The 13,297-nt window shown below is 69.1% G+C and carries 16 protein-coding genes; 9 read left to right on the forward strand and 7 right to left on the reverse strand.

Annotated elements, in window-relative coordinates:
- Together VF522_RS14180 and VF522_RS14185 are read right to left on the reverse strand one after the other, a co-directional pair.
- Positions 1–1,317: hybrid sensor histidine kinase/response regulator (locus VF522_RS14180; protein ID WP_330908930.1), on the reverse strand; the 1,317-nt coding region annotated here is incomplete at its 3' end.
- Positions 1,317–2,819, reverse strand: coding sequence for an ATPase domain-containing protein (locus tag VF522_RS14185; protein ID WP_330908931.1), 1,503 nt, complete (start codon positions 2,817–2,819; stop codon positions 1,317–1,319). The genes VF522_RS14180 and VF522_RS14185, both read right to left, overlap by 1 nt.
- A gap of 195 nt (positions 2,820–3,014) precedes the next feature.
- Here VF522_RS14185 and VF522_RS14190 point away from each other — a divergent pair, with 195 nt between their 5' ends.
- On the forward strand, positions 3,015–3,389 hold the full coding sequence (locus tag VF522_RS14190) for a hypothetical protein (protein ID WP_330908932.1): 375 nt from the start codon (positions 3,015–3,017) through the stop codon (positions 3,387–3,389).
- Between the two features lie 110 nt (positions 3,390–3,499).
- Here VF522_RS14190 and VF522_RS14195 read toward each other — a convergent pair whose 3' ends face one another.
- Both VF522_RS14195 and VF522_RS14200 read right to left on the reverse strand, forming a co-directional pair.
- The gene (locus VF522_RS14195) at positions 3,500–5,329 is read right to left on the reverse strand and encodes an ABC transporter ATP-binding protein (protein WP_330908933.1); all 1,830 of its coding nucleotides are present in this window, start codon (positions 5,327–5,329) and stop codon (positions 3,500–3,502) included.
- Positions 5,326–6,252 carry a hypothetical protein gene (locus tag VF522_RS14200; RefSeq protein ID WP_330908934.1) on the reverse strand — a complete coding sequence of 309 codons (927 nt, stop codon included), beginning with the start codon at positions 6,250–6,252 and terminating at the stop codon, positions 5,326–5,328. The genes VF522_RS14195 and VF522_RS14200 overlap by 4 nt, the downstream gene beginning before the upstream one ends.
- Before the next feature lie 68 nt (positions 6,253–6,320).
- On the opposite strand from VF522_RS14200, the gene dbpA reads away from it, so the two are divergent.
- From dbpA to arfB, 3 genes are read left to right on the forward strand one after another with little or no spacing between them, the layout of a single operon-like run.
- Positions 6,321–7,715 (forward strand): ATP-dependent RNA helicase DbpA, encoded by a 1,395-nt coding sequence (dbpA, locus tag VF522_RS14205; protein ID WP_330908935.1) that lies wholly within the window; start codon positions 6,321–6,323, stop codon positions 7,713–7,715.
- 8 nt (positions 7,716–7,723) lie between these two features.
- Positions 7,724–8,461, forward strand: coding sequence for an RNA pseudouridine synthase (locus tag VF522_RS14210; protein ID WP_330908936.1), 738 nt, complete (start codon positions 7,724–7,726; stop codon positions 8,459–8,461).
- Position 8,462: 1 nt separating this feature from the next.
- Positions 8,463–8,861, forward strand: coding sequence for an alternative ribosome rescue aminoacyl-tRNA hydrolase ArfB (gene arfB / locus VF522_RS14215; RefSeq protein WP_330908937.1), 399 nt, complete (start codon positions 8,463–8,465; stop codon positions 8,859–8,861).
- Positions 8,862–8,871: 10 nt separating this feature from the next.
- Here the strand turns inward: arfB and VF522_RS14220 are convergent, their stop codons facing one another.
- Positions 8,872–9,099 carry a hypothetical protein gene (locus VF522_RS14220; protein ID WP_330908938.1) on the reverse strand — a complete coding sequence of 76 codons (228 nt, stop codon included), beginning with the start codon at positions 9,097–9,099 and terminating at the stop codon, positions 8,872–8,874.
- Positions 9,100–9,172: 73 nt separating this feature from the next.
- On the opposite strand from VF522_RS14220, the gene VF522_RS14225 reads away from it, so the two are divergent.
- Entirely contained in the window at positions 9,173–9,442 is a 270-nt protein-coding gene (locus tag VF522_RS14225) for a helix-turn-helix transcriptional regulator (protein ID WP_330908939.1), read from the forward strand.
- 51 nt (positions 9,443–9,493) lie between these two features.
- Here VF522_RS14225 and VF522_RS14230 read toward each other — a convergent pair whose 3' ends face one another.
- Positions 9,494–10,132 (reverse strand): hypothetical protein, encoded by a 639-nt coding sequence (locus tag VF522_RS14230; protein ID WP_330908940.1) that lies wholly within the window; start codon positions 10,130–10,132, stop codon positions 9,494–9,496.
- Positions 10,133–10,383: 251 nt separating this feature from the next.
- Positions 10,384–10,794 carry a hypothetical protein gene (locus tag VF522_RS14235; RefSeq protein ID WP_330908941.1) on the reverse strand — a complete coding sequence of 137 codons (411 nt, stop codon included), beginning with the start codon at positions 10,792–10,794 and terminating at the stop codon, positions 10,384–10,386.
- Positions 10,795–11,053: 259 nt separating this feature from the next.
- Between VF522_RS14235 and VF522_RS14240 the strand changes: the two genes are divergently transcribed.
- From VF522_RS14240 to VF522_RS14255, 4 genes are read left to right on the forward strand one after another with little or no spacing between them, the layout of a single operon-like run.
- Entirely contained in the window at positions 11,054–11,494 is a 441-nt protein-coding gene (locus tag VF522_RS14240) for an Sbal_3080 family lipoprotein (RefSeq protein WP_330908942.1), read from the forward strand.
- A 25-nt stretch (positions 11,495–11,519) separates the two neighbouring features.
- Positions 11,520–12,179: a cold shock and DUF1294 domain-containing protein gene (locus VF522_RS14245; protein ID WP_330908943.1), complete on the forward strand. Its 660-nt coding sequence runs from the start codon at positions 11,520–11,522 to the stop codon at positions 12,177–12,179.
- 40 nt (positions 12,180–12,219) lie between these two features.
- Positions 12,220–12,441: a DUF3820 family protein gene (locus VF522_RS14250; RefSeq protein WP_330908944.1), complete on the forward strand. Its 222-nt coding sequence runs from the start codon at positions 12,220–12,222 to the stop codon at positions 12,439–12,441.
- Between the two features lie 31 nt (positions 12,442–12,472).
- Positions 12,473–13,249 carry an SOS response-associated peptidase gene (locus tag VF522_RS14255; RefSeq protein ID WP_330908945.1) on the forward strand — a complete coding sequence of 259 codons (777 nt, stop codon included), beginning with the start codon at positions 12,473–12,475 and terminating at the stop codon, positions 13,247–13,249.
- Positions 13,250–13,297: the final 48 nt, after the last annotated feature.

The following is a 13,297-nucleotide window of genomic DNA, read 5'->3' on the forward strand; positions in this document are numbered from 1 at the left end:
GCCGTCCATGCGCGGCATGCCGATGTCCATCAGCACGACGTCCGGCGCGTGCGACTTCACTTTCTCCAGCGCCGCGGCACCGTCGTAGGCGACGGCGACGATGAAGCCTTCCATCGTCAGGAATGCTTCCAGGGTGTCGGCGGCGTCCTTGTTGTCGTCGACCACCAGCACCCGGCGGCCGGCGGCGTCATCGACCGCCGCTGGCGTCTCGCCGCCGCTTTCCGCCTGCTCCACGCCCACCACCACGGGCAGCGTCAGGATGAACTCGCTGCCCCGGCCCAGGCCGTCGCTGGTGGCGGCGATGGAGCCGCCGTGCATCTCGGCGAACTTGCGCGCCAGGTTCAGCCCGATGCCCAGGCCGCTCAGGGGCTCGTCGGGCGACTTGGCCTGCGCGAACAGATCGAAGATGCGCGTCAGCGAGGCGGGCTCCAGCCCGCGGCCGTCGTCGCGCACGCGAAAGGTCACCACCTTGCCCTCCACCGAGGCCGTCAGCGCGATGTGGCCGTGCGGCGGCGTGTACTTGGCCGCGTTCACCAGCAGGTTGGCCACGGTCTGGACGATCCGCGCATGGTCCGCGTCGAGCGCGAAGTCTTCGGGCGGCTGGACCACCTCGAGCTGGTGGCCCTTGTCCTGCACCGAGGACGACGCGATCTCCAGTGCATGGGTCACGACGGCGGAGAGCGTCGTGTGCGTGGAGTTCAGGGCCACCTTGCCGGTGGTGATGCGGGCGACGTCGAGCAGGTCGTCCACCAGGCGCGTGAGATGCACGACCTGGCGGTCCACGACGTCGGTGAGTTTCTGCACCTCGTCGGAATGCTGCAGCCGGCGGATGATGGAGATCGACGTGCGGATGGGCGCGAGCGGATTGCGCAGTTCGTGGGCCAGCGTGGCCAGGAATTCGTCCTTGCGCTGGTCCGCCAGGCGCACCTGGTATTGGCGGTCGCGTGCCCGCAGGGCGGAATGCGCGGCGCTGATCAGCGCGATGGTGCGCACCGGCCGTTCCAGCAGCGTCACGTTGCCCAGGTGCTCCACGGCCCGCTGCGCCTCCACCGAATCCGCGCCGCGCTTCGTCAGCACCAGGATCGGCAGGTCCGACCATCCCGCCTGCGCATCGACGAAGCGCTTGAGCGGCTGGATGGCGGCACCGGAGATGACTTCCTCGACCACGAGCAGGGCGCCGGCGCCTTCGGCGAGCGCCGCCAGCACCGCCTCGCTGCCGCGGCAGATCAGCGTCTCGATGCCCACGGACGACAGGACCTTGCCGGCCAGCAGGCCGTCCTGGGCCACCGCCGGATAGATCAGGATGCGGCGCTCCACTACCGGACCTTCATGGTCTCGTCCGGATTCGCCGGCACGGACCTCGGCACCGGCACACCGGTCAGGATGCCGCGGTAACCGCGCAGCACCTCGCCGACCGAGATGCCGGCGTCCGACATGCTGAAGCGGCGGATGGTGCGTTCGTGGATGCTGCCGCGCTTCTTGAAGACGGACACGGCCTGCTTGACTTCGCCGTCGTCCTCGAAATAACGCAGCATCAGCACGTTGTCGGCCAGGTAGCTGGCGTCCATGGCGCTGGACATGACGCCGCCCAGCATGCCTTGCTGGATGCCCACCAGGATGGTGACCACCCCGCGCTGGCCCAGGTAGGTCAGCAGCTCGTGCATGTGGGTGGTGAGGAATCGTTCGTCCGGCACCGCATTCATGTAGCCGTTCAGGCTGTCGATCACGACGATCCTCGCGCCGTCCTGCGTCGCCTTGATCACCGCGGCGCTGAACTGGCCCGGCGACAGCTCCGCCGGGTCGACCTGCTGGATGGTCAGCTTGCCGGCGGCGATGGAGCCGCGCAGGTCCATGTTCAGGCCATCGGCCCGATTGAGCAGGTTGCTCTTGGATTCCTCGAACAGGAACATCGCGCCCTTGCCGCCCGTCTTGATGAAAGCCGAGACGAACTGCGCGGACAGCGAGGATTTGCCGGTCCCGGGCGGCCCGACGATGATGGTGCTGGTGCCTTCCTCCAGGCCGCCGCCCAGCAGGGCGTCCAGCGCGCCGAGGCCGCTCTTGACCTGGCCGGCCGGCCGCATCTCGCGCGACTCGGCGGCAACCAGCCGCGGGTGCACCACGATGCCGCCCTGGGTGATGTTGTAGTCGTGCATCCCGCCGATCGCATTGCGGCCCCGGTACTTGATGACGCGCACGCGGCGCCGCTCCGCGCCGTAGTCCTTCACGGCCAGGTCGAACTGGATCACCGCGTGGGCGATGCTGCGCACCTGCAGGTCGGCCGACGCGGCGGTGCGGTCGTCCAGCAGCATCACGGTGCAATTGCGCTTGGCGAAGAACTGCTTGAGGGCCAGCACCTGGCGGCGGTAGCGCAGCGCGGAGTCGGCCAGCAGCTGCAGCTCGGACAGCGAGTCCAGCACCACCCGCGTGGGCTTGTTGACGTCGATGGCCGAGAGGATGAGCTGGATGGTGTTGGCCATCTCGACTTCGGACGGATGGAACATCGTGTACTGCTGGTCGTCCCGCAGCAGGTCCTCGGTGGGCAGGACCTCGTGCAGGTGGATGCCGTCCAGCGTCCAGCCGTGGGAGGCCGCGACCGCGCTCAGCTCCTCCCCCGTCTCGGCCAGCGTGATGTAGACCACCGTCTCGCCGCGGGCCACGCCCTCGCGCAGGAACTGCAACCCGGTCGTCGTCTTGCCCGTGCCGGGCTCGCCTTCGATCAGATAGATGCGGTTCGGACTGAGGCCGCCTCCCAGGACGACGTCGAGGCCGGGGATTCCGGTGGACAGAAGTTCGGCGGGCGAATGCGTTGGCTGGCTCATGCTCCATCTCTCGTAACGCGGGGGACTGGGGATGCCGCACCCGGACTGGCATGCTGCGCGTGACGGAATCGTAGGCAGGCGGCTCCTGTCCAGTTGCCCGCCAATGGCTGAGCCGCGGGTAGGAGAGTTTTGACATCTGGCGTCAACCGGCAGGTGGGCATACAGTGGCCCTCCCGCCCATCACGAGGAACCGCAATGCCGATCCGTACTGCATCGATGACCAAGCGCATCTCGAGGAATGGCCAGGCGCTGCACAGCGCGAAGATGAGCCGCGGGGAAGGCGACAAGCCGTCCGAGGCCGAACAGGTCCTGCTCGAGGAGCGCAAGCAGCTGAAGGAGGAGCGGGACAAGCGGCAGGCGCAGGCGATGGAGCCCAGGCCCAGCGCGGTCGAACGGATGGTTCGCACGCACCATGCCCAGGCCAAGGAGAAGCCGGCGACCAGCAAGGAAATGAAGGACGCCAAGGAGACCAGGAAGCCCAAGGCACGCAGGACGCGCGCCGAGAAGCATGCGGAGCAGGCGGCGGCGGTGGAAGCCGCGCGCAACAAGTCCAAGAAGCCGGCGAAGTAAGCCGGTCAGTCCGCCGCGCGCGAGCTTCGCGCGCCTGGCCGTCGAAGCCGTTCATCGAGCGGCCCATGGCGTCGTCCCAGAAGAGACGAAGGTGGATGCGACGAGTTTTCTCATGGGATGACTCCGTGGGTTGGAATGGCAGGCGCCTCTCCAGGCTCTTCTTCCTCGTCGTCGATGCGCGGGCGGCTTCCCGGTGCGGCTTCCCGCTCGCCGATCTGCTGGCGCCACATGGCGTAGTACAGGCCCTTGGACGCCACCAGTTCCTCGTGCGTGCCGCTCTCCACCACGCGGCCTTTCTCCAGCACGTGGATGGCGTCCGCATGCAGCACGGTCGACAGCCGGTGCGCGATCAGCAGGGTGATCTGCGTGCGTTCGCCGGAGATGCGGCGCACCGTCTCGGTCACCTGTTGCTCGGTCAGCGAGTCCAGCGCCGAGGTCGCTTCGTCGAACACGAGCAGGCGCGGCTCGCGCAGCAGCGCCCGCGCGATCGACAACCGCTGGCGCTCGCCGCCGGACAGCTTCGTGCCGCCCTCGCCGACGACGGTGTCCAGCCCCTCGGGCAGGCGATCGAGCAGGCTCGCGCATTGCGCGTGCGCCAGCGCGCCCAGGATCTGCGCGTCCGTCGCGCCCGGCCGGACGAACAGCATGTTCTCGCGCACCGTGCCGCCGAACAGGCTGGTTTCCTGCGTCACGTAGCCGACCTGCCGGCGCGCCTCGTTGTAGCGCAGCTTGCGGGCGCCGACCTCGTTGAAGTAGACCTCGCCCGACACCGGGCGGTACAGCCCGAGGAGCAGCTTCACCAGCGTGGACTTGCCCGACCCGGAGGGGCCCACGAACGCGATGGTGTCGCCGCGGCGCGCGGAGAAGCTGACGTCGTCCAGCGCATTCTCCTGCGCGCCGCGATGGCGGAACACCACGTGCTCGAAGCGCAGGGACTCGATCGGTCCGACGTGCACGGCGTCCTTGGGCCGCTGGTCGATCGGCTTGGCCATCAGCTCGGCGAAGTTCGCCAGCGAGGAACTCGCTTCGCGCCAGGCCAGGATGATGCTGCCCAGCTCCTGCAGCGGCGCCAGGATGCCGACGGAGATGAACTGCATCGCGATGAGTTCGCCGGTGGACAGCACGTCGCGGAAGATCAGCCACAGCAGCGTGAACAGCACCGACAGCTTCAGCAGGCTGAGCGTGGAGCCCTGCAGGAAGGTGAGCCAGCGGATGCGGCGCACCTTCGCCATCTCGAGGTCGAAGATCACCTGCGTCTGCGCCTCCAGGCGGCGGATCTCGCGGAAGGTCAGGCCCAGGCTCTTGATCAGGGCCACGTTGCGCAGGCTCTCGGTGATGAAGCCGGCGTTGCGCGTGGTCTCGCGGTTCAGGGCGCGCTGCTGGCCGCGGATCTGCCGGCTCAGGAGGCCCGACAGGCCGCCCAGCACCAGCAGGCCGAAGAGGAACACCGGCACCAGCAGCCAGCTGCGCGTGACCGCGTACCACAGGAGGAAGCCCAGTCCCACCAGCGACGCGAACAGCACGTTGATGAAGGCGTTGATGAAGCGCTCGGTGTCGCGCCGCACGCGCAGCAGCAGCGACAGCGTTTCGCCGCTGCTCTGGTCCTCGAACTCCTGGTAGCGCAGGCGCAGCGTCTGGCGCAGGCCGTCGTTGAAGATCTGGGTGCCGAAGCGCTGCACCACGAGGCGGGTCACGTAGTCCTGCAGCGCCTTGCAGCCCCGCGAGGCGATGGCCACCGCGACGGCCAGCGCCAGCAGGCGCAGCGCGCCGCGCACCAGGTCCTCGTCGCTCTTCACGTCGCGCTGGTTGGCGTAGCCGTCCACCAGCCAGCCGAAGATGATCGGATCCACCAGCGCCAGCACCTGGCTCAGGCCCGCCAGCAGCAGCGCCAGCACCGCCAGCCTGCGCTGCGGCTTCAGGTATTTCCACAGCAGGTTCATGGCCGCCGCAGGTGCAGCCCCGAGATCTTCAGCTCCGCGATGTCCAGCGCGAACTGCAGCTGCCCACCTTCGACGGACAGCCGCAGCACGACCGAGCCGGTGATCTCCTTGCAGCGCGCCTGCAAGCCCATGGCGTCCAGCGCCGCGTCCTGCACCGACAGCGCAGCCAGTTCGGCGCCGATCCCGCGCCCGACGGCTTCCGAGTGCAGGCGGATCGTGTTGCGGCCTTGCGCGCGTCCCACCAGCTCGGCTTGCGCGCCGGGCGCGGCGACCTTGCCGTCGCCGAGCCGGACCTCGCCCGAGAGGGCGGTGCGATCGAGCAGCTGGCGCGTCTGCGCCGTGAAGCCCTGGCCGGCGCCGGACGGGCCTTGCAGCAGCACGCCCTCGGCGAATTCCTGCAGCCGCAGGCTGCCGCGGTCGCTCACCCGCCCGAGCAGGGCGCCCCGCTCCTCGAACTCGACGCCGGCGAGCGGCGCGGCAGAAAACTGGTAGAGATAGCTGCGCCCGTTGGGCGCGTCGACGTACAGGCCCATGCGGCTGATGCCCATGCGCGAGTCCGGGCCCACGTGCTCGACGGTCGCATCGCCGAAGTCGATCTGCCCCTGGCGGATGGGCACCGTCACGTCCGCATCGAACACGAGGTGGGCATCGACGATCTGCGCGCGGATCGTGCCGTCGGCACTGGCGAGCGGCGCGAGGGACCACGAGCCGCCCGTAGCCGCCTGCGCCGGCAACACCACCGGGCCATGGACCTTCACGTCGTGAAGTTCGACGCTGGCCGCTTCCAGCTCGAGGGCGCCATCGTTTCCGGCACGCAGCGTGAGGCCCTCGATCGACAAGCGATTGCTCGCGCCGGGGCCCGTCGACCCGAGCGTGAGGCCCAGCAGGAGGTCGGCAACGGAGGCGGCGAGTGCGTCGGCCATGGAGGATGCCGGCAGCATACGTCGAGTGCCCGGGCTCGTGGGGCCGGCCGCCTGCGTAAGATGCACGCATGACCTCTCCCTCCGCGGCTTCCAGCAAATTCGAATCGCTCTCCCTTTCCCCCGCGGCCCAGGAGAACCTCCGCCGGCTCGGCTATCTCGAGATGACCGCCATCCAGGCGGCGAGCCTCCCCGCGGCGCTGCAAGGCCGCGACGTGATCGCCCAGGCCAAGACCGGCAGCGGCAAGACCGCGGCGTTCGCGCTCGCCTTGCTGGCGAAGCTCGATGCGCGCCGCTTCGACGTGCAGGCCCTGGTGCTGTGCCCCACCCGTGAACTGGCCGACCAGGTCACCACCGAGATCCGGCGGCTGGCGCGCGCCGAAGACAACGTCAAGGTCGTCACGCTCGCCGGCGGCGTGCCCTTGCGGGGGCAGACGGCCAGCCTGGAGCGCGGCGCCCACGTCGTCGTCGGCACGCCGGGTCGCGTCATCGACCACCTCGAGCGCGGCAACCTCGCCTTCGATGCGCTGGCGACGCTGGTGCTCGACGAAGCGGACCGCATGCTGGACATGGGCTTCGTCGACGACATCGCGAAGGTGGCCCGCCAGTGCCCGCCCCAGCGGCAGACGCTGCTGTTCTCGGCGACCTATCCCGAGGGCATCGCCAAGCTGGCCGCCCAGTTCCTGCGCGATCCCGTGACCGTGAAGGTGGAGGCGCAGCACGGCAGCGAGCAGATCGAGCAGCGCTGGTACGAGGTGCGCGAGGACCAGCGGCTGCCGCTGGTGGCGCGCCTGCTGGAGCACTTCCGCCCGGCGAGCACGCTCGCCTTCTGCAACACCAAGGTGCGCTGCCGCGAGCTGGCCGAACTGCTGCAGGCGCAGGGCTACAGCGCGCTGGCGCTGCACGGCGACCTGGAGCAGCGCGACCGCGACCAGGTGCTCGTGCGCTTCGCCAACGGCAGCTGCTCCGTGCTGGTCGCCACCGACGTCGCGGCGCGCGGGCTCGACGTCGCCGGCCTGGCCGCCGTCGTCAACGTCGACATCTCGCCCGATCCGGAAGCGCACGTGCACCGCATCGGCCGCACCGGCCGCGCCGGCCAGACCGGGCTGGCGCTCAGCATCGCGTCCCTGGACGAGATGGGCGCGGTGGGCCGCGTCGAACAGCTGCAGGGACGGCCCTCGGTCTGGCATGCGCCCACCGAGCTCACGCCGGCCCCGGGCGGCCGCCTGCTGCCGGGGATGGCGACCGTGCACATCCAGGCCGGGCGCAAGGAGAAGATCCGCCCGGGCGACGTGCTGGGCGCGCTCACCGCCGACCTCGGCTACACCCGCGAGCAGGTGGGCAAGATCGACATCAACGAGTTCGCCACCTACGTGGCCGTGGAGCGCGGCATCGCGCAGGAGGCCGTCGCGCGCCTGAACAGCGGGCGCATCAAGGGCCGCAGCGTGAAGGCACGGCTGCTGTGACGCCTGGCATGGGCACACCCGCTTCGCCCGCGCCCGACGACGCCCAGCGCCTGTCCAAGGTCGTCGCCGCGCTGGTCCCGTGTTCGCGCCGCGAGGCGGAGCAGTACATCGCCGAAGGCTGGGTGCGCGTGGACGGGCAGCGTGCCGACGAACCGCAGGCGCGCGTCGCCGCGGGCCAGCGGGTCGAGGTCGATCCGCAGGCGCGGCTGCAACCCGCCGTGTCCGCCACCTTCCTGCTTCACAAGCCGGCGGGCGTGAAGGCCGATGCGGCGCGGGACCTGCTGGCGGAAGTCGGCCACTGGAGCGGCGACACCACGGGCATCCGCCGCAGCAAGTCCCACCAGGTCGGACTCAAGGAGCTGATGCCGCTGCCTGCGCCCGCAAGCGGCCTGTGCGTCTTCAGCCAGGACTTTCGGGTGGTGCGCAAGCTCACCGAAGACGCGGCGTTCGTCGAACAGGAACTCATTGCCGAAGTGCAGGGCGCGATCGTGCCCGACGGCCTGGCGCGCCTGGGCCATGGGCTGGTGCGGGACGGCCGCCCGCTGCCGCCGGCGCGCGTGAGCTGGCAGAGCGAGACGCGCCTGCGCTTCGCCGTCAAAGGCATTGCGCCGGAAGCGATCGAATGGATGTGCGCCCAGGTCGGCCTCGGGCTCGTCGCGCTGCGGCGCATCCGCATCGGGCGCATCGCGATGGCGGGCCTGCCGCCGGGGCAGTGGCGTTACCTGCCGGCCGGCGAGCGCTTCTGACATGGCTACCCGCGTGAAGGAGGACGAGGTCGAGATCACGGCCATGCGGGCCCAGGGCCCCGGCGGCCAGAACGTCAACAAGGTCTCGACCGCCGTGCACCTGCGCTTCGACATCCGCGCGTCGTCGCTGCCGGCGGACGTGAAGGAGCGGCTGCTGGCGTTGCCGGGCCGCCGCGTGAGCAAGGACGGCATCCTGCTGCTGAAGGCGCAATCCGCGCGCAGCCAGGAGCAGAACCGGGCGCAGGCTTTCGCGCGCCTGGAGGCCATCGTGGAAGAGGCCGCGCAGGTCCCGGAGATCCGGCGGCCGACGAAGCCGACCTACGGGTCCAGGCAGCGCCGGCTGGAAGGCAAGGCGATCCGCTCGCAGGTGAAGGTCACGCGCCGCAAGGTCGACGAGTAAGCCGGCCGCTTCAGGGCGACCGGTGCAGTCGCGGCGAGGACAGCGCCTGGATGCTGTCGGCGAGCGCGGCGTCGACGTCCTTCCACCGCCCCGCGAGTTGCGCCGCCGCGAGCGACTTCTCCAGCGCCCGCAGCTCACGCACGCTGGGTGCGACCTTGATCTGTGCGACGGCCGCGGCTGCGTTGCCGGTGCGCAGCAGCGCGATCACCTTGTCGTGCCAGGGAGTGGGTCGGGTCAAGAGGGTTCCTTGCGAATGGATGCGGCGATTGTCCGCCAGGGCCGCCGCTTCGTGAGCCGACGACAATCCGGGCATGGCGCAAGGCAAACGCATCTCCGCGGACATCGGTGAACCCGCCCTCGAGGCGATCAAGGCCATGGGCGCCGCGGCCCGGCAGGCCCGCACGGCCGCCGGCGAGGGCCAGTCGGCCGCGGCCGCGCGGCTCGGCGTGCACGTGCAGACCATCGGCCGGATCGAAGCGGGCGAGCCGGGTGTCGCGGTCGGGCATGTGCTGGGGCTGCTGGCGATCTATGGCGTGACCGTGGCGGTTCAGCGCGTGGAGACGGGGCGAACGGAGTCCTGAAGCGCGCCCGGGGACGCGGTCAGGCGTCCCCGGGCGCAAGGCTCCAGGAAATCAGCGTGCGCCGAGATGCGCCGGTGCGAGCTCGAACGCACCCGGCTCCTTGCGGTACTTGCACCAGGCCGTGAAGGCCAGCATGCCGACGAAGCCGCCCAGGATCAGCGCCGGGTAAGCGGCCATGATCTCGCCGAGGGAGTACTTCCACGACAGCGGACGACCCACGCCCAGCATGGCCGCGTACATCCACGACACGCCGGAAACGGTGCCGGCGAAGGTGGCCAGCGCGATCCGGTTGAAGGGCAGTTTCAGCAGCGATCCGGCCTTTTCGAACCAGGGCAGCACGAGGTTGTGCAGCACGACGCCGTTGAGGGTCAGCAGCACCACGATCAGGATCTTGGCCTGGATCTTCGGGTTGGCGAAGTAGTGCCAGCCACCCTTGGTGACGGCATCGAGCGTGACGATGGCCGTGCCGGTGGCCCAAAGCACGGCCAGCGCGATCCCGACGACGCGCTTGAGGCTGTTCATGTGATCCGTGTGCGCTGGATCCGGTGCGCGGTCTCCCTTCAGCATGTCCCTGACCATCGCGACGTCGCTTTTCAGGACGAGGCCGATGGCGACGCAACAGGCGATGAGGTGAACGTAGACGAGGCCCAGACGAGAAAATTCCAGGACGATTCCCTGCATGAGGTTCATGTAGTAACTCCGGGGTTTTTGGCCGCTTTCGATTCCCGTGGGAATGCGGCAGGAAAAGTCCGCGATGCGTGATAACCGTTATCGGACAGCGCCGATTCGCTTCGCGGGCGAATGCCTACAGAGGTGAGGCAGGGCTGAATACTAAGGGCTGCCGCGGCTCGGCGCCATCAGAAAAAAGTGAGCAGATGTGCTGCGTGAATTCTTCGGCCACGCGCCGGTGGCGCATGCGATCCGGGTCCTGCCGCGCTTGCCTAAGGCAGTGGTTCATCCACTGCGAGCGGGCCCTCGAATGCGCCGCCGAGGGTCTCGATGCTCACCGGCTTGCTGCGCCCCGGGAACAGGGCCTGGAGCCCGAGAGGGCCCTTGGCGATGCGCACGCGCACGGTGCCGCCTCCGACTTCCTGCCGATAGTCGTACACGCCGGGCTTCCATACCTCCGCCGCCACGTGCATTCGCTGGCCGCCCAGGAGGTGGCCGATCTCCTTCTGCACCTTGTTGCGTTCGACCTGCAGAGCCTGCACGCGCGCGAACAAGGCGTCCACCCCGCGCCTGTCGCCACCTTCACGGCTCACGTCGAACGCCTGGGAGAGCAGCACGCCTTCCTCTTGAACCAGCGCCGTGACGCGGGAGCGCAACGACGCGATGTTTTTGTCCTCGCCCATGCGTCCCAGTTTGGGACGCGCCGTCGCAGCGGGAGAAGGTGTATCGACCGCTTCACCGTCCGTCTCACTCTGACACGGGGGGAGCACAAGGCACACAATTGCAGAGTCAGGGCGCCGGCCCGGCCGGCGCCTGGCGCGTGCAGCTTTGCCGATCGGCTTCGGCCTGCAGACCCGGGATCCGAGAAACCGACGAGTTCGCGGCTATAGTGGTTCGGGGGCGCAATGCCCTTGCAAGAACAACGATTCGGGGATTCGGCAAATGCGATTCAAGAAAGCGTCGGGCGCCGTCGTGTGCGCCGCATGGGTCCTGGGTGGGTGCGCCATCCACCAGACGGTGAAGCCCGTAGCCAGGTTGGAGGGGCGGCAGGTCTGCATCATCGAGAACCCGGCGGTGCGGGCCGGCTTCATCGACGCGTACAAGCGTTCACTCGCCGTCAAGGGCTACACGGTACGTCAGTTGCCTCCTTCCGCGGCGATCACCGAGTGCCCCACGACTTCGACGTACAGCGCGAACTGGCGCTGGGACATGGCGATGTACATGTCCCATGCGGAAATCAAGGTCTTCAGCAACGGCCAGCCCGTTGGCCAGGCCCTGTACGACTCCACGCGCGGCGGCGCCAACATGAACAAGTTCATCGAGGCGGACCGCAAGATCGACGAGCTGGTGAACCAGCTGTTCCCGGGCGGAGCAGGAATCTGACGCGCCTGCCCCGCTGATCGCACGCATGCGCAAGGAAGGAACGATCGTCCGTTGGGACGAGACCAAGGGCTTCGGCTTCATTCGCAGCGGCGCGTTTGCACAAGACGTGTTCGTGCATGTGCGCGACTACCGCCCACACTCCGGCGAAGCTCCGCGTCCGGGGCAGCGCGTCACCTTCGAGGACATTCATGTCGGCGGCAAGGGGCCGCGCGCAGTCGCCGTCCAGCCGGTGGCCGCGCCGGAGGCAAGCGTGCGTCGAGACCGGGGCGCGCGAGCTCCATCGACACCGCGAAGGGAGCCGGGCCGCCGGCCGGTGCGCGCGCCGGGCTCGGGTGCCGGGATTGCCTTGCCTCTGATGGCGGCGTACGGATTCGCGTTGGCCTGGCTCGTCTGGCAAAGGCAGGTGCCTTGGTGGGTGCTTCCTGCGTCCTTCATCCTGAACCTCGCGACCTTCTTCGCCTACTGGCAGGACAAGTACGCGGCGCGGAAGCGCCGCTGGCGCGTCAAGGAAGACACGCTGCACCTCATGAGCCTCGCCGGGGGATGGGGCGGCGCGTGGTTCGCGCAGCAGGTGCTGCGCCACAAGTCGGTCAAGGCGAGTTTCCGCAGCACCTACCGGGCGACGGTGACGCTCCACTGCGCTGCGCTCCTGGGTTTCTGGTGGCTTTCGCGAGCGCCCGGCTGACACGGCGAGGCGCTGGACTCCCGCCTGCGACAATCCCGCCATGTCCGAGCCCCTCCAGCGCCTGGTCGAGACCGAGATGCCCTATGGCAAGCACAAGGGCACCCTCATCGCGGACCTGCCGGGGAATTACCTGAACTGGTTCGCCCGCGAAGGTTTTCCGCCGGGCGAGCTCGGTCGCCTGCTCGCCTTGATGCACGAGATCGACCACAACGGCTTGAAGCACCTGCTGCAGCCGCTGCGGTCGGCACGCGGCGGTCGGTAGTCAGTGCTGCGGCTCACCCGATAATCCCTCCGTGTGCAGCAACTACCAGCCGGTCACGCGCAAGGATCGCCTCCTCAGCTTCTTCGGCGTGGAGCGCGAGCGCGACGACGAATCGGTGGACACCTGGCCGACCGGCATGGCGCCCTTCATCCGGCTGGCCGAGGCGGGCTCCGGCAACAAGCGAGTCGTCCACGACGGGATCTTCGGCCTGCTGCCCGCCTTCGCGAAGGAGCTGGCGTTCGGACGCCGCACCTACAACGCGCGCAGCGAGACGGTGCACCAGCTCCCGAGCTTCCGCGACAGCTGGCGCAACGGCTGGCGCTGCATCGTTCCGGCCGAAGTGATCTACGAGCCTTGCTTCGCGCACGACGACGCGAAGGCGGAGCGCTGGGCCATCTACCAGCCGGGTGGGTTGCCCATGGGCATCGCCGGCATCTACACGAAGTGGAAGAGTCCCGAAGGCCACGAGCTGTTCTCGTTCGCGATGCTCACGGTGAATGCCGACGACCACGTGTTCTACCAGCGCTTCCACCGGCCCGGCGACGAGAAGCGCATGCCGATCCTGCTCGCACCGGAAGACTACGACGCGTGGCTCGCCTGCCCGGTGAAGGAGGCGGCGACGTTCTTCCGCCAGTGGACGGGCCAGCTGCAGGCCGAAGCGGCTCCGCTGCCGCCGCGCGCGCCGCAGGCGAGCAGCATGCGCACGAGCCGTCCCAAGCCGCCGGAGAAACCGAAGTCCGTGGAAAAGCCGAAGCCGCCCGAGCCGCCGAAGAAGCCCGAGCCGCCGGAGCAGGGCTCGTTGTTCTAGGTGGTGGTGCCACGACGGTGGGCAAGCGGAGCTTGCCCACCCTACGCC

The sequence above is a fragment of the Ramlibacter sp. genome (assembly GCF_036383835.1).
Classification (GTDB): domain Bacteria; phylum Pseudomonadota; class Gammaproteobacteria; order Burkholderiales; family Burkholderiaceae_C; genus Ramlibacter.

What these genes read in the sequence shown, in the direction of transcription:
- VF522_RS14200 (WP_330908934.1), bottom strand. Translation starts at nt 6,252, where the DNA reads ATGGCCGACGCACTCGCCGCCTCCGTTGCCGACCTCCTGCTGGGCCTC.
- VF522_RS14250 (WP_330908944.1), top strand. Translation starts at nt 12,220, where the DNA reads ATGTCCGAGCCCCTCCAGCGCCTGGTCGAGACCGAGATGCCCTATGGC.
- VF522_RS14210 (WP_330908936.1), top strand. Translation starts at nt 7,724, where the DNA reads ATGGGCACACCCGCTTCGCCCGCGCCCGACGACGCCCAGCGCCTGTCC.
- VF522_RS14245 (WP_330908943.1), top strand. Translation starts at nt 11,520, where the DNA reads ATGCGCAAGGAAGGAACGATCGTCCGTTGGGACGAGACCAAGGGCTTC.
- VF522_RS14230 (WP_330908940.1), bottom strand. Translation starts at nt 10,132, where the DNA reads ATGAACCTCATGCAGGGAATCGTCCTGGAATTTTCTCGTCTGGGCCTC.
- VF522_RS14190 (WP_330908932.1), top strand. Translation starts at nt 3,015, where the DNA reads ATGCCGATCCGTACTGCATCGATGACCAAGCGCATCTCGAGGAATGGC.
- VF522_RS14185 (WP_330908931.1), bottom strand. Translation starts at nt 2,819, where the DNA reads ATGAGCCAGCCAACGCATTCGCCCGCCGAACTTCTGTCCACCGGAATC.
- VF522_RS14225 (WP_330908939.1), top strand. Translation starts at nt 9,173, where the DNA reads ATGGCGCAAGGCAAACGCATCTCCGCGGACATCGGTGAACCCGCCCTC.
- VF522_RS14195 (WP_330908933.1), bottom strand. Translation starts at nt 5,329, where the DNA reads ATGAACCTGCTGTGGAAATACCTGAAGCCGCAGCGCAGGCTGGCGGTG.
- VF522_RS14240 (WP_330908942.1), top strand. Translation starts at nt 11,054, where the DNA reads ATGCGATTCAAGAAAGCGTCGGGCGCCGTCGTGTGCGCCGCATGGGTC.
- VF522_RS14235 (WP_330908941.1), bottom strand. Translation starts at nt 10,794, where the DNA reads ATGGGCGAGGACAAAAACATCGCGTCGTTGCGCTCCCGCGTCACGGCG.
- arfB (WP_330908937.1), top strand. Translation starts at nt 8,463, where the DNA reads ATGGCTACCCGCGTGAAGGAGGACGAGGTCGAGATCACGGCCATGCGG.
- dbpA (WP_330908935.1), top strand. Translation starts at nt 6,321, where the DNA reads ATGACCTCTCCCTCCGCGGCTTCCAGCAAATTCGAATCGCTCTCCCTT.